Source organism: Catalinimonas alkaloidigena (assembly GCF_029504655.1).
Taxonomy (GTDB): Bacteria; Bacteroidota; Bacteroidia; order Cytophagales; family Cyclobacteriaceae; genus Catalinimonas; species Catalinimonas alkaloidigena.
Genome location: NZ_JAQFIL010000001.1, coordinates 2,902,556 through 2,921,676 on the forward strand (window position 1 = coordinate 2,902,556; position 19,121 = coordinate 2,921,676).

Below are 19,121 nucleotides of genomic sequence, written 5' to 3' on the forward strand. Positions count from 1 at the left end.
TAAATAATGTTTCTAAAGATCGCCTAACTGTGGTCTGATCAACACTTCTTCCATCACTGCCCGGTCAGATAATTTGTAAGCGGTGAGAACAGTTTCGGCAACATCTTCTGACTTCATAAAGCGTTCTTCAGGCAAATCAGTTCCTTCCCAACTGGCGGTATAGGTGGCTCCGGGCAATACTGAAGTTACTCTTATATCGTAAGGCTTCATTTCCTCACGCAGCACTTTACTCATACCTAACATCGCGAACTTGGCAATGCAGTACGATCCGCCATTGGTATAAGGAACGATGCTGGCTGTTGAGCAAATGTTAAAAACATGTCCTTTCTTTCTTTCCATCATGGGTTTAATAAGTGAACGGGTAAGATGGTAAGCGCTGTACAAATTAGTATCTATCATTTGTTCCAGTGCCCCCTCTTCTTCCTTATGAATTTGGCCGGGAATAAATAATCCACTATTATTTACTAAAATTTCAACCGCTATATCAGTAGCATCAATCATCTCAGCAAAAGCTTTGACTTGCATTTTGTCGGACATATCCGTCTGTTGAATGAAGAAGTCAATTGCTGGAAATTTCTCTCTGATTTCTAGCTTTAGTTTCTCTAAGTCACTTTTAGTTCTTGCACATGTAGCAATAGAAAAGCCCTCGGCAGCAAAGCTTTCAATAATCGCTTTTCCAATCCCTTTGGTTCCTCCGGTGACAACTGCTAATTTTTTCATAAAATCCTGTTTTTTACTAACAAAAAAATCTTTTTACGTTATTCCTTTATGAGTTAATGCATATTAATAATAACTATGCAATATCCATATCTAAATCACTTTTATGAGAAGTCTTGGTAAATACGTAATTTTTATCGGTACGCTATTCAAAAAAATGGAAACATTCGGTACTTATGTGAAGCGTACACTTGATGAAGCTATTATCATCGGTATTAATTCATTGGTACTGGTAACCATAGTCTCTACATTTATTGGAGCGGTAACTACGGTACAGACAGCAGCTAACCTGGTCAGTCCTTTTATTCAGGATTTCATCATTAGTACCGTTGTCAGGGACATGACTGTTTTTGAGTTAGCCCCTACGATTACTTCAATCGTTCTGGCTGGGAAGGTAGGCTCAAACATAGCCGGAGAATTGGGTACCATGCGTATTACTGAGCAGGTTGATGCGCTGGAGGTTATGGGAATCAACTCGTCTTCATATCTGGTTCTCCCTAAAATAATAGCTGCCATGCTCATGTTCCCCATGTTATGTGTACTGGCAGGATTTTTATCTATTTACGGAGGTTATCTGGTAGGTACCCTTACAAATATTGTTTCCGGTGAAGATTATGTGTATGGTTTGAGATTTGACTTCAGGCAATATTTTATCTTTATCGCACTGGTAAAATCATTAGTATTCGCATTTTTGGTAGCATCTATCTCAGCATACAAAGGGTTTTATACTAAAGGTGGTGCATTAGAGGTAGGTCAGGCTAGTACCAGCGCTGTTACTAACAGTTGTATTGCGATTTTATTAGCGGATTACCTTGTCGTTGAAGTATTACTTTAAGCTTGTTCCTTTTATGATAGAGATAAAAAATATTTCAAAGTCTTTTGATGGAGCTTCGGTACTGGAAGGTATTAGCGGGACTTTCCAGCAGAGTAAAAACAACCTTATTATTGGTGCCAGTGGTACAGGTAAAAGTGTTTTGCTTAAATGTATAGTAGGGCTGATTCCTCCGGATGAAGGGACTGTTTATTATAACAACAGGGATTTTACCAATGCTGATAAAGATGTAAAAACCGAGATCAGGCGAGAGATAGGCATGCTGTTCCAGGGGGTAGCACTATTTGACTCTCTGAATGTGGAAAACAATGTGAAGTTCCCCATGAATATTCTGACTGACCTTCCGGAAGATGAAAAGCGGGACAGGGTCAATTTTTGCCTTAAAAGAGTCGGCCTGGAAAATGTGAACAAAAAAATGCCTTCTGAGATAAGTGGTGGTATGAAGAAAAGAGTGGGCATTGCCCGTGCCATTGTGAACAATCCCCGGTATTTATTTTGTGATGAACCAAATTCAGGCCTGGACCCTCAAACTTCAATTCTGATAGATGAGCTCATACAAGAAATTACTTATGAGTTTGATATTACAACTGTTGTGGTTACCCATGATATGAATTCTGTAATAGGTATCGGTGATAATGTGATGTTTCTTTACAAAGGTAAAAAACTGTGGGAAGGCAACAATAAGGTAATCCTTGACACAGAGGTGCAGGAACTTAGAGATTTTGTATTCGCAAACAAATTGATAAGCTCTTAATTAAGTAAGTAAACTGTAAATAATATTTTTTTATATATGGAGTCATTACAGCTAGAAGCCACTGACAAAAGTCCGGAGGTAAAACTGAATTCAGAAGATGGAAAAATACTCATTCACGGAATTTCAGACCTGGAAGACGCACTTGCTTTTTACTTTCCTATCATCCAGTGGATAGATACCTATATCAATCATCCTGCAACGCATACTGAGGTAGTCTTTGAGTTTAAATACTATAATACCGCTTCCGCAAAATCTATTTATGAAATTCTGAAAAGGTTAGCAGAAATCCATAAGAGCGGCAATTCTATAAAATTGCGTTGGTTTTACGCTCAGGGAGATGAACACCTATTAAGCGAAATTGAAAACTTCAGCGATATTTCTCATTTACCCATTCAAGCCATTGAAAAATGAATCAAAAGTTTTTTATCAATTGCTTAGACTGCGTTATGCGCTAAGTATAATTACAATTTTTGCTCTATTTTTTCCTTTTATTATGCAGCAAACTTTTTTTCCATTTTTTCGCTTTGGTATGTTTGCTGAACCGGTTACCCGAAAAATTCAGACTGAAACTTTTCATCTGATAGGAGTAAATGAAAAAGGAATGGTGGAGAAGCAGCTTGGCGAAAAAGTCGGAGTGGATCAAAGCAAGCTTAATTACCTTTTAAGAAATTACTATTATCGCGGGGAGGCAGATAAATTCACCAAACAATTTTATCAGCTCTTGCCAGAAGATTTACATGTCGATACTGTTTTAGTCTTAAGGAGCATGCTCAACGATAGTAGTATAATTGCCAGATACCCTAATGGTAAAGGTTCTCCGAAATAAAGTTATTGTTTATACATTTATCTTAATACTGATTCTCTCAGCAGTTTATATTTTTTTCCTGAGAGATTTGGTAATACTGGCATATGAAGACAATGCTCCTTACTGGCTGGAACATCTTATCGAAGTACTGTATCCCAGATTTATTGTTGAAAAGCAACGCTTTGAACTATCTTTTTTTCTGTATAAAGCTGATCAAATACTGATCAGAACACTTTTGGTAACTGCTGGATTAACTATCTCATGCTACTGCATTAGCCCTATCAGCCTGATACGTTACCAGATTCAGTCATTTCCTATCAAGCAGTACAACATACTAATCTTTATTTTCTATGCCGGGCTGCTTTACTTTAGCTGGCGATGGGTATTTGCATTTGATGAAATTGTAAAGCTCGCCCCTTTTTATAAGGGTATATTAATATATAGGTTGTTGCATCTTCCAGTTCTTCCCCTAGGCCTTTTTTATACGCTTTATACCTTTTATATCATTAGTATCCTTAACATTCTTAGGGGATCACGTAAAGTTATCTGGCCTGCCTCAGTAGCATTAATATTAGTGCTTTTTCAAGGCTATATCAACTCATTTGAAAAGGTAGAACACGGACAAGTGACACTAACATACGCAGTCATGTTGATGCCTTTCATGTTCCTCGAAATAAATGATCAGATCCGTTATCGCACTCAACAGAACGATAAAGTACAATCCTGGACGCTATTTCTAATTCAATTCACTATTGCAGCGGTTTATTTTCTCTCCGGATTAGAGAAAATGCTCACCAGCGGGCTGGCATGGGCTTCATCTGACACTTTCAGGACTTATATCACACTTCATGATCAACCATTGGGGATAGAGCTGGCCAGAAATGATGTTATTGCGAGTATACTACCTTTAGGAGCCCTTTTTTTTCAGCTTACCTTTTTTATCATACTGATCAAGCCAAGGTGGAAATATATTTATTTACCCATGGGTATTTTCTTTCATCTAGGCACCAAAATTCTTATGGATATTGGCCCCTATTTCTCCTCCTGGATATTTGTGTATATTTTCTTTATAGACTGGAAAAGGCTGTGGAATAAAGTACTGTCTGCTATAGATAAAAGGCACATAAACAACCAGAAAGGAGCATAAGCCACTTTGTAACGGCTTAAGCTGCCAAAATTGGGTGAAGCTATACTAAGTAAACTAGACAATAATACCACATAAACGACGCAGATGAGCACCAATTCTGGATGAGTTATTTTTCTAAGCTTGACTATTGATATTAAAGCTAATAAACTTATTGATAATACAAGTAAATTTTCAATTCCTGCTACCGTATGTAAAAATGTGCTCCCCTCTCCTGGCAAAGGTCTAAACAAACCACTAATAAATGCTTTTGGAAAATGAGCCAAAAAGCTGCTTACTTTTGGCTTGAGGTTTTCAAAAACGATGTAACCATTATTATCTGAAGCGTATACGCTTAAATTATGGTTTTTAACAATAGCCTGTAAAATGCTATCAGGCTTCAAGTTAGGATGGCTTAGCATTACCCCCCAGAATATTCCTAATGCTAAGACAAAACACGTAACACCCACAAACCATTGTTGTAAAGCAGATAGATTTTTGAAGTATCTTTTGATAGCTTGAAAGAGCAATAGTATCAACATCAAGGGTAGCAATACAGCGGCATAGTAATATTTAAGTAACCATAACAAGCTTGAAGCAAAGATCATAAGTATTGCCACTAAGTATGATTTAATATGCGTATACCTATTGAAATACAGCTCAAGAAATAAGCCACACAATATAAAGATGAGTGACATGCTAACCGACTCTTTCAACAGGCCTGAACTCCAGAAAACTACTGAAGGGAAAAAAATAAATGAAGCAGCGGCAATTTTTACATAAACATGTAAATGTCTAATTAGCTTAAGCACAAACCACCAACTACAAAAGAAACTAAAGAGTGAAATACTGACAGTCATTAGCCAGTAATTTTGCAGTGAAAATATGCTTAGCAAACTTGCTAACTTTGAAAACAACAAAGCACGATCTTGATCTGCGTACTTTAATCCTTCAATCATGTCCGCACTAAAAAGTAATTCAAAATACTTAGATGGATTTGTTAAAAAAAGATGTGATAACAAAACTGAATCTTCGTAATAAGCCAAAGTATCCCCACCCTGATAAAACTGGGTATACAAAAGGCCTAAACTTAAACCCGCAATCACTTTAATTATTAATCCTGGTACAAAAATCCATTGCAGATGTGATAATGCCGCTTGTAAATAAAAACGGCGAAATATTAAAAAATAGATTGTACACTGAATAATGAAAAGTAGGACAAACAATTGACTAACTTAAGTAATAAGGAGGTTGTGATTTTTCATAATGGCACAACCAACTCCACAATTTAGACACTTTTTTGGCGTACAATAGAATTTATAATGTTCTAAAACACCCTGTGATTCAAGCGCAGAGTTGATCCTGAACCCATATTTGATAAATTGTTGTGTGACCCTGTTTTTTTCTGAAGCTATTGATTCTAGTAAATTAATACTATTCTCCATGAATTTTTCATCATTATGATAAACTCCGTATGCGTATCTGATGGGCACAATTGCATTAACAATAATGCTTTCAATACTACTTTTTCCTAACAAGCTAGCATGATTGAATAGGCTATAATGTTTTTTAATTATATGATTAGCTTGGTCAAAAATTTCCCAAATTGCCTTTGCTTCATGTTCATAGATGATAAAATTAAGCAAATTTACTTCCTGCTTAAGCAAAGCGGCAAACTGAGCAATTCGGATTTCAGGGAAGTTAGCTGGCCTAAGGCGTGATTTACGAAACTCGTTCCCATTCATCTTAAACTCATGCATTTTGTATTTTTTGTTCAAATATTCAAGCTTAGTTTTTGCTTCTCTTGTATATTTAAAACTTAATTGGATACTAGAGATCAGGTATAGATATGATAACAGATTAATAAAGGAGTACCTCTCTTTATGAATATGTTTAAAACTAATCTTACTTCCCAATATCGAGAAAGCATCTGCATTGACGTTAAAGCCAAAGGCTTTGCATAAGGAATGTACAGCAATTTGATTCCAATCTTTTTGCTTATGATGCCATAAACTTAATATTTCATTTGCTTTCCTTTCTACTCTTTGCATAGCTGACTTCTGTATTACTGAAAGTCGAACCAGTTCAGAAACATGACTTAATTGTGGAGCACATGTAAGTGTATTGTTAATGCTATTTGCAAAGAAACGCTTGTAGTGTTGCAATATGGTTGGAGCAATTAAAGTATGTAATTTAAGCATAGGAACCAATGTTCCGTCCTGGTGTGATACTTCGGCCTGCCCATCCCACACTACGTGTAGAATTACGTTTTCATAGTTTACATCATTGTGATGATTATGGGTTTTCCAGTCTTTTGGATTGATATGAATTTCAACCGCACCAAACCAAACTAAATCACCAATTTTTACCTGAGCATTATAAAAATCGGGACCAGCATTGTCATTCCTGATGCCAGGATTAATTATGTTTAATGCCTCTCCCTCTGAAGTCTCAAGGTTATTTTTTTCAAAAAGCTGAAACTGCCAAATATATTGTAGTAAATCTTCTTTCATCAACCTCAATTTCTACAATAGTATAAGATTCAGGAAAGAACTTTAGTGCAGTTTTTATAAATTAAAACTTAAGTAATATCGAAAGTATATATTAGTAAAGCGGTAGCGAATTAATCTGCATAAGCAAAGCAAGTACTACCACTTATTTACATTATCAAGATACAGCTTAACTAATTCAACAGTATTGTTAACCTTACATTTTTGTAACATATTAGCCCTGTGGTTGGATACTGTTCGCTCACTTAAAAAGAGCTTTTCGGCTATTTGCTTGGAATTGTACCCTTCAATTAAAAGTAATAATACTTCTTTCTCTCTCTTAGATAATACATTCAGTGGGTTCTGGTTATCAGCGTCCTTTTGTTTGCGATTTTTAAAACCCTTAACAATGATTTGTGTGATGGGTTGACTATAATATTCATCTCCTTCCGCCAGCGTTTGTATCGCTTTCACAAGTTCATCTTTTTCGGCATTTTTAGTCAAGTAACCGGAAATATTACTGTTAAGCGCTTTATAGACATAGTCGGGGGATTCATGCATCGTGAAAATGAGTATCTTAGTCGGTAGCCCTTTTTTCTTAATTTCTGTGGAGATATCAAAAATTGACTTTCCTGGCATTGATATATCAGAAACTAAAACATCAGGCTGCTCAGTTTCAACCAATTTGAAAGCCTCTTCTCCATCTGAAGCTATACCTACTAGCTCTAAAAAATCGTATTCAGAAAGAATTGAAGATGTGCCTTCAGTGAGTATTGCATGATCGTCAGCCAGAACCACTTTATATGTATTCATTCGGTAGTATTAGTTGAAATTGAAAAAAAGCTATTTATGTGTTATCCTTAAGCATGTGATAAAGCTGATAAGATATTTTTTGGGTACAACTTACTAAATTATACTAGAAAAGCTTAATTAAATATAATGAAAGATGCTAGACCGATGTAAATCAAATTGTAAAAAAAGAGTAGATAAGTAATAACTTATTTTAAAAAATTTATTTTGATTTAATGATAAATGTAATCTTACCGGTTGACATTGGTGCTGGTCTTACATTATCAGCAGTTCGACTAAAAGTCACTCTCTCTATCGCTTCCTGATATAACCTTTCTATTGCAGGACTTACCGTTTTTTCTAACGTTTTGACACCAATTACTTCTCCCTGATCATCTATGGTAATTTGAAAAACGATTTTACCATTTTCATTGGATGAATCATCAGGTTTAGGAATATAATCCCAGTTCCAACCCTCCATCTGGAGAGAAGCCCCTTGCCCTGAACCCTTCGCCCCATATATGGCGCGCGCATCAATTTCTCCGGTTTCTTTACCCTTGTCACCTGCTTTATCTTTGTCATTACCTTCATTTGAAGCAGCCGTTTGCTTGGTTTGCTCTTCGGCGGGTTGCTTTGCAACTTCTGCGACTTCATTTTTTTCTGTCACCACTTCAGTGGTACTTTCAGGGACTTTTTCAATCACATCGGGGCTAGGCTCTGGCTGAGTCACGGTTTCTTCAGGCCTTATTTCTTCAATTACCTCAGCGGCTTTTGTTTCTTCCACTTCCTCTACTTCAGCCTCTTGTATTTCTTCCTGTTCTATTTCTTCAACAATAGCGGCAGGTTTAGGCTGTGGGGACTGGCCTGAGCCCGTATTGTCAAGCCCAAAATTGAGTTCAATCCCATACTCAGGAATTGGAGGATCAGGTTCTCTCCAGGCAAGCATAAAAAAAAACAGGAGGAATAGTACTGCATGCACACCAAGTGTCACGAGCATTCCTATTTTTTTGTTTTTACTTTCTTTGTTAGCTGCCATTGTATTGTGTTTCCTTAACAACAATTACTACAGAAGGATAATTCTACTCAGGAATAGTTGCTACTGAAACTTTAGCATTTAATGAACTCGCAATTCCCGCAACTTTCACCAGATGTTCCACTGGAACCGATTTATCTACGTTCAGCACCACTACCCCTTGTTCACTCTGTGAAAGACTACTCGCTATTGCAGCCTCTAATTGAGCAGAAGGTACTAGCTTATCATTAATATAAAACCGAATATCTGGAGTAATTGTTACGCTAACCTTCTGCATAACTATATTTGAAGATTTGCTAGAGGGAAGGTTGACTGGCAAACCAGAAGGGGTAACGAATGAAGAAGTTAACATAAAAAATATAAGCAGCAGGAATATTATATCTGCGATGGAAGAAAAATTGAACGAGGTCTCAATTTTATGTTTAGAGTCAAGATTCATAAGCTTATGTTATCTGGGTTCCTGCAAAAGGTCAATAAAATCAATGGAAGTATATTCCATTTTGTGCACTACTTTGCTCACCTGTGAGACCAGATAATTGTAACCTAGATAGGCAATGATACCAACAGCCAAACCTGTAGCAGTAGTAATCATCGCTTCATATATCCCTGTTGAAAGCAATCTGGGACTTACGTTCCCTTCTTCCTGCGCAATAGCGATAAAAGCCTGAATCATCCCCGTGACTGTACCCAAAAAGCCAATCATAGGAGCGGCACCACTGATGGTAGCCAGTAGATTTAAATTTTTTTCTAATCGGTAAAGTTCTATTTTACCCACATTTTCAATGGATACCTCAATGGTCTTGAGTGGGCTCCCAATCCTGCTGATCCCTTTTTCAATCATTCGTGCTATTGGAGTATCAGTCTGAGAGCAGATCAATCTTGCAGAATTGATATCACCACTAGAAACCAGGTTTTTAATTTTGTCGGTAAACTGCTCAGGTACCTTTGAAGCTTTTTTGATCGTCAAAACTCTTTCCACAAAAATATAAACTGCGAGGATTGACAGTAAGATCAGAGGGACCATTACATATCCACCCTTTAATAATAAATCCCAAACGGTCACTGTTTCATTACCAGCATTGGATAAGGTATCAACAGCAGCCGTGTCTAATTCGGTCTGAATTTGAAGTAATATCATATTAATATTTAAGAACCCAGGTATTGTCTCCATATTGATCTCTGAACTGCTGCACCTGCTGCATGGCTGTATTGAAATCAGTAAAATCAGCTACTGCAATACGGTGCATCAATGGCGCTCTGTCAGTAGGTGATAAAATTCTGGTGCCTATGCCCTCTTCCATTAACTTATTAGCATAGTCCATGGCCAGATCTTCATCTACAAAACTACCAATCACGATGAATGAACGTCCGGTGGGTTCAGAAATTGTAGAGATATCACTATAAGGTATGAGAGAGTTTACTTCTGTCACTGGTTCTTCAGGTGCAGACTCCGGTGTGTCCTCAATAATGGGCTCTGGCTCAGGTTCTACATAAGTGGTAGTTGGTGCTGGTTCCTCTCCAAACCAACTACTTACTTGAGCCATACCATCAAAGAGAAAAAGATAAACTACGAGGCCAACAATAAGAACCAGGCTTAGGATTCCGAATACTATTAAGCCGGTGGATTTTGAATCTTTCTCATCTTCATCATCCTGGTAGTAGTCTTGCTGTTCATTTACAGGGGAATACTCCTCTTCACGTTGCAAAGGGCTGTACTCTGGCTCGGGCAAGCCAAAATCATCTTGATCTTCCTGATTGTAAGACTGTCTTTCATTGTCTTCCATCATCTAATATTACTTTGTGATTATAATTATTATCTGCGAGTTAATGCAGTATTTTCAAAATCACACGCCAAAAATTAAAAATTAATTACGTAGGTATATAAAGTATGAATTCATTACAGGTAATTATTGATTAAAAACTGTATGTGATACCACCCATAACCATTATACCTCTTGAAGGATAGTTTAAATATCTTTCATAGTTTTGGGCAAATATATTTTTTAATTGTAAGAAAGTAGAAAATCTAGGGGAAAATAAATAATCTGCTTTGAAGCTCATGTCAGCGATGGTACCCAGATCTTTTTCAGTGCCAGATGCGAGATTAAGACCTCTAAGCCCTCCTAAGACCATCAATTCAGCATTTATTAATAATTTATCATAAATGTTATATGAGCTTAGTAAACTCAATTTTACATCCGGGCGATGCCAGGGGTTTTCCAACTTGCCCATACTATAGGCAAAATAGTCTCCTCTGATGGTGGTCCGAAAACGATCCTGGCTATTAATATTTAATTCAGCAAAAGCATTGAAAATAAAAACATCGCCGGTATCGTAGAGTATATCAAATTTTGTTGAATCTGAGGCACTGTTAACAAAAAAATACAAGTTTTTGTAATTATTTGCTGAAAATCCAGCATTAAAGCCCAGCAAACTACTTGCTCTGCCTGCTACCCCTCCTCCGAAACTAAAGTTTCTATTGGTATTTGCAAGAGGAACATCCGGTCTCATCCATGGATTTTCGTTGGTAAAATCAAGTAAAGATTTTCTTTCTATATCTCCTGAAAGAGAGGCATATAGCTTAAGTGAATTAGTTAGATGTAGTTGAGCTTCAGCATAAGGATACACATGGAGTTTTTCAGCATTAACAATTGTATCATTTTCATAAACAAAATTTACCCCCGCCTTGACTTCCAGTCCTTCCTGTGGCTCAGTACTTGTGCTGTACTTAAAATATGGCTTAAACCTGAATAGATTTCTACTTATGCTCGTGGGTTCATTCGGAAAAATATCAGCAATATCCTGACGATTCATTGCCCAGATATCCGTCTGAAGCACGAAAGTTAATGGTTCCGCGATGTCCAGACTGGTCAATAAATTGATCCCAAACTGGTTTTCAGTTGCTTCATATGCATCACTCAAACGCTTATAATTAAGCTTTAAACGATAATCAAAAGCGGCATCTACTTCACTTCTTTCTACTCCACCTGATAATGAAATTGTATTAAAAATCTGCTTTATTGAATCTCGGCTAAGCTCTAAGCCAGGCGTATATCCATAAAAGTGATAGCGCTCCCGCTGGTAAGATGCTTCACCAAATAAAGTATGCCCACCTGCAAAATATTTCCCATGCAAGGACAATTTGGTATCACTATTACCTGAGTTACCACCATCTACCGGCCCTTGTCGTGAAGACAAATGCTTAAAATGTACTCCGTAGCTATAGTCTTCACTTCTGGCACTATTTGCATACACTTCCAAATAAGGACTGAGGTAATTGCCAAAACCGGCTTTTATATAATTAGAATATAGTTTTGGCAAAGGGGGTTCTTTAACTTTTAACACCCGGATTGAGGGACTCAAGGGCTGAAGTTTAGGCAAAACTTCTACAAACTGATAATTGATGTCAATTGTTGATTCCTGAACAGGCAATGGAGGGACACGCTCAAATTTTCGGCTCGCTGAGGGAAGTTCTATTTCCCTGCTTTTTTCAATGACAACTTCTGCTTCTTCAATTTCACCTTCTTCCTCCCAGTTCGGATTCTGTTGGGCAAATCCTTTAAATGAATGACTTAAGCTTACTACCAAAAAAATTAATAAAGAGAAGTTTTTTATCATTGAGTTCATAATGTGTGGTATTCCGCATAACTAACGGTCATAGTTACTAAAACGTATGCAGAGAGACAAGAAGCAACAAAACAAAAAAGGTATCCCATAATCCGTGAATTAGTAGACATACCTTCTAAAAAATTATATATGGTTATTAAAGATCCTCTTCTCGTTCTAGCATGAGAATGGAGGCCTGAGGAACGATATAATACTTTTCGTCACCATACATCACTTCAAATGCCCCTTTTTGCAGGAAAATTGCCATATCGCCTTCTTTTGCCTGTAATGGAATATATTTAATTGACTCTTCACGTTCTTTCCAGGGTTCATCTTCTTCTGCGGGTAAGGGAATGGGATAACCTGGTCCGGTCTTCATCACATAGCCATACTGTACTTTTTCCTGTTCATGTACTCCCGGAGGTAGATAGAGTCCGCTTTTGGTTTTTTCGGAGGCTTTCTTAGGCTTTATTAATATTCTATCCCCTACTATTATTAGTTTTTTCAATTTATTATCCGTAGTCAACTCCATTGTAAGTGTTATTAAGCTTATGAAAGATTTCTCAATATCTATGCCTTCAGTGTTTTCACTGCCAATATGACATAAAAAAAGCGAAGAACATTTGCTCCTCGCTTTTTACTGATATAACCCTCAACATAATTACCAACGAAAAACCGCTGCCATTTCAGCATTATCCACGTTTTCAGGCAACATTTCTTTTTCAACAAAGTAAGCATGTCCACCATTAAGTACAGTTTCTACTGCTGATTTGCTGACTAAATCCAAAACATTTGAATCATTATCCTGACGTAGTTTTACAGAATTATCTTCATTATTGATAAATCCCCACTTATGTGTTCCTTTGAGGATAAATAGGGTATCAATTCTTCCATCAACTGCTGCGGGTGCAATATCATCAATCTGATATGATGTTTTTCCGGTTCCTGCCAACTGTTGATACTTTTGTTTAAGCTCATTTTTCAATGCTTCATGCTTAGGATTAATTACGCTTAAACTTTCCTTATGAATTTTATCAGGTTTGGCCTTATCGTAATTCCCAGTCAAGCCCTTTTCGGTAAACTTAAGCTTCTTACTTGCGCTTTTAAAAATAGGGTGTAAATAATCTACACTGGCAAGTACAACAGCTATGCTTTTGTCCTCAATTACCTGCTCCAGAGAATCTTCCAGATGACGGAAATATTCTTTGACGTATGCCTCGTTGAATTCTCCATCACCACCGTGACCATGATAAATAGGTTCTTTACCACCACCCAGCATTGATCCGGAATGTTGTTGTAAATTTTTCTCAAAATCATAGTAACTCAACGCATTCTCAGCGCCCTGAGGCAGACTTTCAGGTAAGTTAACCTCATAAATTTCATTTAGTGAAGCTTCAAACAGCCTTACTTTTCCTAAGCTGGCCGCCAATACATAATACTGCTCTTCCTCCTGATAAGCAGGGATCAACTGCTCTAAATGAAAAGAGTTGCTTAACAGACTAAATTCTTCTACTGAGTAGGGCAACCGGAAGTATTCAAAAAAATCTTCCGCTAGAAAAATTGCCAATCCATGTGATTGGTGGTGCCAAAACTCTGTATCATCAATCAATTTGTTCAATGGGGATAAATACTGAATAGCTTCATCCTCGGGTATATCTTTATTGTTTTTTAGCTGGTTCTTTATGTCTTGCACATGATTTTTGAGAAGCTTGGCATCTTGCAATTCATTAACTTCTTTTCCCTTTTTATGCGTGGGAATATATATACTAATACAGTTAGTCTTTTGAAAATCAGATAATTGTTGAAGTGTTTCTTTACTAACAGTTTCCATATCAAAAAATTTATTTATCTCTTAAAAATATCTACCTTATTAACTTTTTGTAGTATCCATATGTTTGAATGAATCTGATAATTAACAGAAATGAATGAGCTTATTTATAAAAGTCAATCAAAATGTGGATGTACTTTTAAAAATAAAGCTTTGAGAAACGCTGGCAATTATATTTGTATTGCATTGAAAAGCCTCAACTGATCACTAATAAAAGTTAATAAGGACAGTAGTATGATTGGATAAGGGTACAAAGCGTATTATTTTGCGCCACCCATGGAAACATTTTTGATTTTTTTGCACCTTGTTCTGATCTACACAGTTTTTGCGGTCTACGCTGAACGTAAAATATCCGCTTTTATACAGGACAGATACGGTCCTATGGAAGTAGGGTATCATGGCTTATTACAGACTGTTGCTGACTTATTGAAGCTTCTTCAAAAGGAAGATATTAAACCTAAGTCGGCTGACAAAAAGCTGTTTAAAATTGCACCAGCGCTTATCTTCGTCGCTATTTTTTCTGGATTTGCAGTTGTTCCCCTTACTCCTAGTCTGAGCGGGTCTATGGCTGATGTAGGTGTATTTTATCTGCTGGCCATTGTCTCATTAGATGTCATTGGTATCCTTATGGCAGGATGGGGTTCAAATAGTAAATTTTCACTCTTTGGAGCTATCCGTTCGGTCGCTCAAATTATTTCTTATGAAATCCCCCTGGGCCTTAGTGTTTTATGTGTTGTGATGATTTCTCAATCATTGAGTTTACAGGAAATTTCTTATCAACAGGGCATCTGGTGGAGTACCATCAGTGATCAGTCAAATTACTTATTTGGCATTCGTGCCTGGGATATACAGATTACAGAGATCGGAGGTATCCTCACCTGGAACATCTTCAGAGTTCCTATTCTTTTCTTTGCATTTATCATCTTTCTTATTGCTTCTTTGGCTGAAGCGAATCGCGCTCCTTTTGATTTACCTGAATCTGAATCTGAGCTAGTGGGAGGTTACCATACTGAATATTCCGGTTTCAGATGGGCACTCATTATGCTCTCTGAATATGGTATGATGTTACTGGTCAGTTTTTTAGCGGCCATTCTATTTCTAGGTAGCTGGAACACCCCTTTCCCAAACATAGGAAGCCTGAAACTAGCAGCGTGGACAAGTGGTGTACCGGGCACGTGGTTAGCAAATGTATGGGGAGCATTCTGGTTAATTTCAAAAGCAATACTATTGGTATTATTTCAGATGTGGGTGCGCTGGACCTATCCCAGGTTAAGAGTAGATCAGCTGATGATACTCTGCTGGAAATACCTTGTTCCAGCAACGCTACTCCTGGTCTTGCTTTGCGGGGTATGGCGTCTGATGATGATATAAGATAAAGTGGATGAAAATCAATCCCTATATTGAGGTCATACTAGCAGTATGTATCATGGGCTCATCAGGTTTGTTTATCAAAATCCTGAATCTCCCTCCTGTCAGCTTGTCTTTTTTTAGAATGGCGATACCTGCGACGCTACTCTTTATTTATTTTTCTTTTCAGGGAAAGAACCTGTTCAGAGGTTCGTTCAGGCTTATGTTGGTTGGCTCTGTAATGAATGCCGCACGTATCTTCTTATTTATCACCAGTTATACCTATACCAATATCTCCAATGCAGTCATCATACTCTATACCTGGCCTGTTTTTGCAACCATATTTAGCATGATTTTTTTAAAAGAAAAAGTTGCCATTCGCAACCAAATTTTACTATTGCTCCCTATTACTGGTATAGTGCTGATGTTCATTAACCAAACTTTTTCAACTAAGAATGACGATTTTATTGGGATGTGTGCCATGCTGTTATCAGCTATTATTTACGCAATGACAATCATCATATTCAAAAAAGAATCCCATAAGTACAGTGGATATGAAACCGTTTTTTTTCAGAACCTCGCCGGGGGATTTATATTTCTACCCTTTTTTTTACAGACTGACTTTAGCTTCAATTTAAATCAATTAATACTGATTCCTTTGTTTGGAATTATTATCGGCATTGGTGCATTTGGTCTTTTCTTCTCCGCCCTAAAAAAAATCAAAGCTTCAACGGTATCATTTCTCACCTATCTGGAAGTAATTATCGCTACAATGTACGGCGTATTAATTTTTGACGAAAAGCTGAGCTGGAATATCATAGCGGGTGGATGTCTCATCATTATATCCACCATATTAATCAAGAAAAATTAACCGATATACAGTGGGCTAATGTACCTCATAAACTGTTTCCGCCTCTTCCACTTCCATAAGTCCGTCTTCATTGAGCTTCGTTAATTTTACTGGCTTCAGTTCATTGATCAGCAGAGGGTCATATTTGGCGGTCACTCGTACGTAATTTTCGGTAAAGCCATGCATTTGGCCATTTTGTACATCATCCTCAAACAGTACTACACCACTTCTGCCCACATTTTCCTCATAAAATTTTCTTTTCTTTTTCTCTGAAAGTATCCTGAGCATTTTTGATCTTTTGCTACGTTCTTTTTTAGGTACCACGCCATCCATTTCAACTGCTGGGGTATTAGCTCTTTCAGAATAAGTAAAAACATGCAGATAAGAGATGGGCAATTCGTTGAGAAACTGATAGGTTTCCAGAAAGTCTTCTTCAGATTCACCCGGAAAGCCCACAATTACATCAACCCCTATGCAAGCCTGTGGCATAAGTTGTTTGATTTTCTGCACACGGTCTACGTATAGCTCACGTAGATAACGACGACGCATCAACCGTAAGGTCTTGTTTGAGCCAGACTGTAAAGGGATATGAAAGTGAGGAACAAATCTTTGAGATTGCGCAACAAATGCAATAATTTCATTGCTCAATAAATTCGGTTCAATAGATGATATCCTGATTCTGTCAATTCCGGCTACTTCATCCAAGGCTTTTACAAGATCTATAAAACGTTCTTCTCTTTTACCGTTTACAATACCAAAATCACCTATGTTGACTCCTGTTAAAACCACTTCCTTCACATCCGTCTGAGCAATTTCATGAGCTGTATCCACTATATTGTCAATCTTATCACTACGGCTTTTTCCTCTTGCCAGTGGGATAGTGCAGAAAGTACAATGGTAATTACAGCCGTCCTGCACTTTTAAAAATGTACGCGTACGATCGTGTATTGAGAACGCATGCTGATAGGTATTCGCTTCACCTACATCTGAGGCAAGTACTTGTACTGTTTCGCTACGTTTAAAACCATCCAACAGATCCAGTAACCTGAATTTTTCAGCCGCACCCAAAACCGCATCTACACCAGGTATTTCAGCAATCTCTTTAGGTTTAAGTTGAGCATAACATCCCAAAATACAAATGTAAGCATCCGGAGAAATGCTCCTTGCTTCTCGTACTACCTTCCTGCACTTTTTATCTGCATTGTCGGTTACAGAACAGGTATTGATAATATATATATCTGCTTTTTCATGAAAATCCACCTTTTGATACCCACGTTTTTCAAACATACGACCGATGGTAGAAGTCTCTGAAAAATTAAGTTTACATCCTAATGTGTAAAATGCTACTGAACGTCCACTATTCTTCATGCGGCAAATTTAGTCAAATTGAAGAAAGCTTAAAAACTCTTCTACTGAATCTAAAGTTTCCACTCATTTATTTGTATTTCATGCTCAATCAGAACACTTCCTTTACACCAGGGTGATTGCTAACATAATTATGTTGACGAGTAAAGCAAAGAAAAGTGCTATGCTAGCTTTTACTTTAAGGTACATTGACGTTTTCATACTGATCAAATTTAATTTCCTATTGGACATCTCATTTGACAGATGGTTTAAGACTAAGCAGAAATTTATTAATCACGATTGAAAGGTGTTTATAAATTTACGTACGTAATTTTTTTTCTTGTTACGTAATTTTATTTTATTTTAAAAAATTACTAAATAGCAAAATATTATTCTGTTACATGAATTTATATTATCTGTTGTGCGAAATAATATTTTGTATAAATTCTCAAATAAACAGATTGTATTTTAATGAAAAACATAATATTTCTTTAGTTTTATTAAAACATACCAAAAAATATTATATTCGCAACTAATATTATCAATCTACTGTAAATTTAATTAACAATGACAAAATCAAAGCTTGAGTACATTTGGTTAGATGGATATCAGCCAACACAAGAACTGAGAAGTAAATCTAAAATCGTTGATGAATTTGACGGCAAACTGGAAAGTTGTCCCATGTGGTCTTTTGATGGTAGCTCTACTCAGCAGGCCGAGGGAGGTTCTTCAGATTGTATACTTAAGCCAGTCGCTATATATCCTGATCCTGACAGAAACAACGGATGGTTGGTAATGACAGAGGTCATGAATCCGGATGGTACTCCTCACCCTTCAAATGGAAGAGCCAAGATAGATGATGATGATAACGATTTCTGGTTCGGCTTTGAGCAAGAATATTTCATTATGGATACTGAAACTGACCTTCCTCTAGGATTCCCCAGAGGTGGATTTCCCGGCCCTCAGGGACAGTATTACTGCTCTGTGGGAGGGCGTTATACCTGGGGTAGAGATCTGGTTGAAGAGCATCTGGACATGTGCCTCTCAGCCGGATTAAATATAGAAGGTATCAACCAGGAAGTAGCCCCCGGCCAATGGGAATTTCAAAACTTCGCCAAAGGAGCTAAAAAGGCAGGAGACGAAATCTGGGTGGCCCGTTATCTTCTAAACAGACTTTCTGAAAAATACGGATATTATATTGAACTGCACCCCAAACCTGTTCATGGAGACTGGAACGGTTCTGGTATGCATGCCAACTTCTCTAATAGCACATTGAGAAATGCGGGCAGCAAGGAGATCTATGAAAAAGTTTGTGAAGCATTCAGACCTGTAATGGAACATCACATAGAGGTATATGGCGCGCATAATGATCAGCGACTGACCGGATTGCACGAGACACAATCTATCGATGAATTTTCCTACGGTATATCTGATAGAGGAGCCTCTATTCGTATTCCTATTGCTACCGTAAAGAGTGGCTGGAAAGGTTATCTTGAAGACAGAAGACCTGCTTCCAATGCGGATCCTTACAAAGTTGCTGCAAGGATTGTAAAAACAGTGAAGAACGCAGTTTAACGTATAATTGCTTAATACTCTATATAAAA

20 protein-coding genes are annotated in these 19,121 nt (G+C 37.3%); 8 read left to right on the forward strand and 12 right to left on the reverse strand.

Features of this window, described 5'->3' with window-relative positions; genetic code table 11:
• Nucleotides 1–12: 12 nt before the first annotated feature.
• Nucleotides 13–720: an SDR family oxidoreductase gene (locus OKW21_RS11865; protein WP_277479688.1), complete on the reverse strand. Its 708-nt coding sequence runs from the start codon at nucleotides 718–720 to the stop codon at nucleotides 13–15.
• Nucleotides 721–823: 103 nt separating this feature from the next.
• On the opposite strand from OKW21_RS11865, the gene OKW21_RS11870 reads away from it, so the two are divergent.
• The 5 genes from OKW21_RS11870 (at nucleotide 824) to OKW21_RS11890 (ending at nucleotide 4,255) form a co-directional block, all read left to right on the forward strand.
• Nucleotides 824–1,552, forward strand: coding sequence for an MlaE family ABC transporter permease (locus OKW21_RS11870; protein ID WP_277479690.1), 729 nt, complete (start codon nucleotides 824–826; stop codon nucleotides 1,550–1,552).
• Between the two features lie 13 nt (nucleotides 1,553–1,565).
• Nucleotides 1,566–2,303: an ABC transporter ATP-binding protein gene (locus tag OKW21_RS11875; protein ID WP_277479691.1), complete on the forward strand. Its 738-nt coding sequence runs from the start codon at nucleotides 1,566–1,568 to the stop codon at nucleotides 2,301–2,303.
• A gap of 36 nt (nucleotides 2,304–2,339) precedes the next feature.
• A complete protein-coding gene (locus tag OKW21_RS11880; RefSeq protein ID WP_277479692.1) occupies nucleotides 2,340–2,714 on the forward strand; it encodes a DUF1987 domain-containing protein in 375 nt (124 codons plus the stop codon).
• Nucleotides 2,704–3,129, forward strand: a complete 426-nt coding sequence (locus tag OKW21_RS11885) for a hypothetical protein (protein WP_277479693.1) — start codon at nucleotides 2,704–2,706, stop codon at nucleotides 3,127–3,129. The genes OKW21_RS11880 and OKW21_RS11885 overlap by 11 nt, the downstream gene beginning before the upstream one ends.
• A gap of 67 nt (nucleotides 3,130–3,196) precedes the next feature.
• Nucleotides 3,197–4,255, forward strand: a complete 1,059-nt coding sequence (locus OKW21_RS11890) for an HTTM domain-containing protein (protein ID WP_277479694.1) — start codon at nucleotides 3,197–3,199, stop codon at nucleotides 4,253–4,255.
• Here OKW21_RS11890 and OKW21_RS11895 read toward each other — a convergent pair.
• The 10 genes from OKW21_RS11895 to OKW21_RS11940 all read right to left on the reverse strand — a co-directional run bounded on the left by OKW21_RS11895 (nucleotide 4,141) and on the right by OKW21_RS11940 (nucleotide 13,979).
• Nucleotides 4,141–5,457 carry a hypothetical protein gene (locus OKW21_RS11895; RefSeq protein WP_277479695.1) on the reverse strand — a complete coding sequence of 439 codons (1,317 nt, stop codon included), beginning with the start codon at nucleotides 5,455–5,457 and terminating at the stop codon, nucleotides 4,141–4,143. The two genes, OKW21_RS11890 and OKW21_RS11895, sit on opposite strands and share 115 nt — an antisense overlap.
• Before the next feature lie 9 nt (nucleotides 5,458–5,466).
• The gene (locus OKW21_RS11900; RefSeq protein ID WP_277479696.1) at nucleotides 5,467–6,744 is read right to left on the reverse strand and encodes a DUF2851 family protein; all 1,278 of its coding nucleotides are present in this window, start codon (nucleotides 6,742–6,744) and stop codon (nucleotides 5,467–5,469) included.
• Between the two features lie 135 nt (nucleotides 6,745–6,879).
• Nucleotides 6,880–7,533 (reverse strand): response regulator transcription factor, encoded by a 654-nt coding sequence (locus OKW21_RS11905; protein WP_277479698.1) that lies wholly within the window; start codon nucleotides 7,531–7,533, stop codon nucleotides 6,880–6,882.
• 199 nt (nucleotides 7,534–7,732) lie between these two features.
• Nucleotides 7,733–8,545 carry a hypothetical protein gene (locus tag OKW21_RS11910; protein ID WP_277479700.1) on the reverse strand — a complete coding sequence of 271 codons (813 nt, stop codon included), beginning with the start codon at nucleotides 8,543–8,545 and terminating at the stop codon, nucleotides 7,733–7,735.
• A 43-nt stretch (nucleotides 8,546–8,588) separates the two neighbouring features.
• On the reverse strand, nucleotides 8,589–8,981 hold the full coding sequence (locus tag OKW21_RS11915; RefSeq protein WP_277479701.1) for an ExbD/TolR family protein: 393 nt from the start codon (nucleotides 8,979–8,981) through the stop codon (nucleotides 8,589–8,591).
• A 9-nt stretch (nucleotides 8,982–8,990) separates the two neighbouring features.
• The gene (locus OKW21_RS11920) at nucleotides 8,991–9,680 is read right to left on the reverse strand and encodes a MotA/TolQ/ExbB proton channel family protein (RefSeq protein WP_277479702.1); all 690 of its coding nucleotides are present in this window, start codon (nucleotides 9,678–9,680) and stop codon (nucleotides 8,991–8,993) included.
• 1 nt (nucleotide 9,681) lies between these two features.
• Nucleotides 9,682–10,329, reverse strand: a complete 648-nt coding sequence (locus tag OKW21_RS11925) for an SPOR domain-containing protein (protein ID WP_277479703.1) — start codon at nucleotides 10,327–10,329, stop codon at nucleotides 9,682–9,684.
• A 127-nt stretch (nucleotides 10,330–10,456) separates the two neighbouring features.
• A complete protein-coding gene (locus tag OKW21_RS11930; protein WP_277479704.1) occupies nucleotides 10,457–12,169 on the reverse strand; it encodes a TonB-dependent receptor in 1,713 nt (570 codons plus the stop codon).
• 136 nt (nucleotides 12,170–12,305) lie between these two features.
• Nucleotides 12,306–12,680: a co-chaperone GroES gene (locus tag OKW21_RS11935; RefSeq protein ID WP_277479705.1), complete on the reverse strand. Its 375-nt coding sequence runs from the start codon at nucleotides 12,678–12,680 to the stop codon at nucleotides 12,306–12,308.
• Between the two features lie 129 nt (nucleotides 12,681–12,809).
• Nucleotides 12,810–13,979 (reverse strand): baeRF7 domain-containing protein, encoded by a 1,170-nt coding sequence (locus OKW21_RS11940; RefSeq protein WP_277479706.1) that lies wholly within the window; start codon nucleotides 13,977–13,979, stop codon nucleotides 12,810–12,812.
• Nucleotides 13,980–14,252: 273 nt separating this feature from the next.
• Here OKW21_RS11940 and OKW21_RS11945 point away from each other — a divergent pair, with 273 nt between their 5' ends.
• Together OKW21_RS11945 and OKW21_RS11950 are read left to right on the forward strand one after the other, a co-directional pair.
• A complete protein-coding gene (locus OKW21_RS11945) occupies nucleotides 14,253–15,347 on the forward strand; it encodes a complex I subunit 1/NuoH family protein (protein ID WP_277479707.1) in 1,095 nt (364 codons plus the stop codon).
• A gap of 10 nt (nucleotides 15,348–15,357) precedes the next feature.
• On the forward strand, nucleotides 15,358–16,194 hold the full coding sequence (locus OKW21_RS11950) for a DMT family transporter (RefSeq protein WP_277479708.1): 837 nt from the start codon (nucleotides 15,358–15,360) through the stop codon (nucleotides 16,192–16,194).
• A 15-nt stretch (nucleotides 16,195–16,209) separates the two neighbouring features.
• Here OKW21_RS11950 and mtaB read toward each other — a convergent pair whose 3' ends face one another.
• On the reverse strand, nucleotides 16,210–17,541 hold the full coding sequence (gene mtaB, locus OKW21_RS11955) for a tRNA (N(6)-L-threonylcarbamoyladenosine(37)-C(2))-methylthiotransferase MtaB (protein WP_277479709.1): 1,332 nt from the start codon (nucleotides 17,539–17,541) through the stop codon (nucleotides 16,210–16,212).
• Nucleotides 17,542–18,084: 543 nt separating this feature from the next.
• On the opposite strand from mtaB, the gene OKW21_RS11960 reads away from it, so the two are divergent.
• Nucleotides 18,085–19,092 (forward strand): glutamine synthetase beta-grasp domain-containing protein, encoded by a 1,008-nt coding sequence (locus OKW21_RS11960; RefSeq protein ID WP_277479711.1) that lies wholly within the window; start codon nucleotides 18,085–18,087, stop codon nucleotides 19,090–19,092.
• Nucleotides 19,093–19,121: the final 29 nt, after the last annotated feature.

What these genes read in the sequence shown, in the direction of transcription:
- OKW21_RS11865 (WP_277479688.1), bottom strand. Translation starts at nt 720, where the DNA reads ATGAAAAAATTAGCAGTTGTCACCGGAGGAACCAAAGGGATTGGAAAA.
- OKW21_RS11870 (WP_277479690.1), top strand. Translation starts at nt 824, where the DNA reads ATGAGAAGTCTTGGTAAATACGTAATTTTTATCGGTACGCTATTCAAA.
- OKW21_RS11875 (WP_277479691.1), top strand. Translation starts at nt 1,566, where the DNA reads ATGATAGAGATAAAAAATATTTCAAAGTCTTTTGATGGAGCTTCGGTA.
- OKW21_RS11880 (WP_277479692.1), top strand. Translation starts at nt 2,340, where the DNA reads ATGGAGTCATTACAGCTAGAAGCCACTGACAAAAGTCCGGAGGTAAAA.
- OKW21_RS11900 (WP_277479696.1), bottom strand. Translation starts at nt 6,744, where the DNA reads ATGAAAGAAGATTTACTACAATATATTTGGCAGTTTCAGCTTTTTGAA.
- OKW21_RS11905 (WP_277479698.1), bottom strand. Translation starts at nt 7,533, where the DNA reads ATGAATACATATAAAGTGGTTCTGGCTGACGATCATGCAATACTCACT.
- OKW21_RS11910 (WP_277479700.1), bottom strand. Translation starts at nt 8,545, where the DNA reads ATGGCAGCTAACAAAGAAAGTAAAAACAAAAAAATAGGAATGCTCGTG.
- OKW21_RS11915 (WP_277479701.1), bottom strand. Translation starts at nt 8,981, where the DNA reads ATGAATCTTGACTCTAAACATAAAATTGAGACCTCGTTCAATTTTTCT.
- OKW21_RS11920 (WP_277479702.1), bottom strand. Translation starts at nt 9,680, where the DNA reads ATGATATTACTTCAAATTCAGACCGAATTAGACACGGCTGCTGTTGAT.
- OKW21_RS11925 (WP_277479703.1), bottom strand. Translation starts at nt 10,329, where the DNA reads ATGATGGAAGACAATGAAAGACAGTCTTACAATCAGGAAGATCAAGAT.
- OKW21_RS11930 (WP_277479704.1), bottom strand. Translation starts at nt 12,169, where the DNA reads ATGAACTCAATGATAAAAAACTTCTCTTTATTAATTTTTTTGGTAGTA.
- OKW21_RS11935 (WP_277479705.1), bottom strand. Translation starts at nt 12,680, where the DNA reads ATGGAGTTGACTACGGATAATAAATTGAAAAAACTAATAATAGTAGGG.
- OKW21_RS11940 (WP_277479706.1), bottom strand. Translation starts at nt 13,979, where the DNA reads ATGGAAACTGTTAGTAAAGAAACACTTCAACAATTATCTGATTTTCAA.
- OKW21_RS11945 (WP_277479707.1), top strand. Translation starts at nt 14,253, where the DNA reads ATGGAAACATTTTTGATTTTTTTGCACCTTGTTCTGATCTACACAGTT.
- OKW21_RS11950 (WP_277479708.1), top strand. Translation starts at nt 15,358, where the DNA reads ATGAAAATCAATCCCTATATTGAGGTCATACTAGCAGTATGTATCATG.
- mtaB (WP_277479709.1), bottom strand. Translation starts at nt 17,541, where the DNA reads ATGAAGAATAGTGGACGTTCAGTAGCATTTTACACATTAGGATGTAAA.
- OKW21_RS11960 (WP_277479711.1), top strand. Translation starts at nt 18,085, where the DNA reads ATGACAAAATCAAAGCTTGAGTACATTTGGTTAGATGGATATCAGCCA.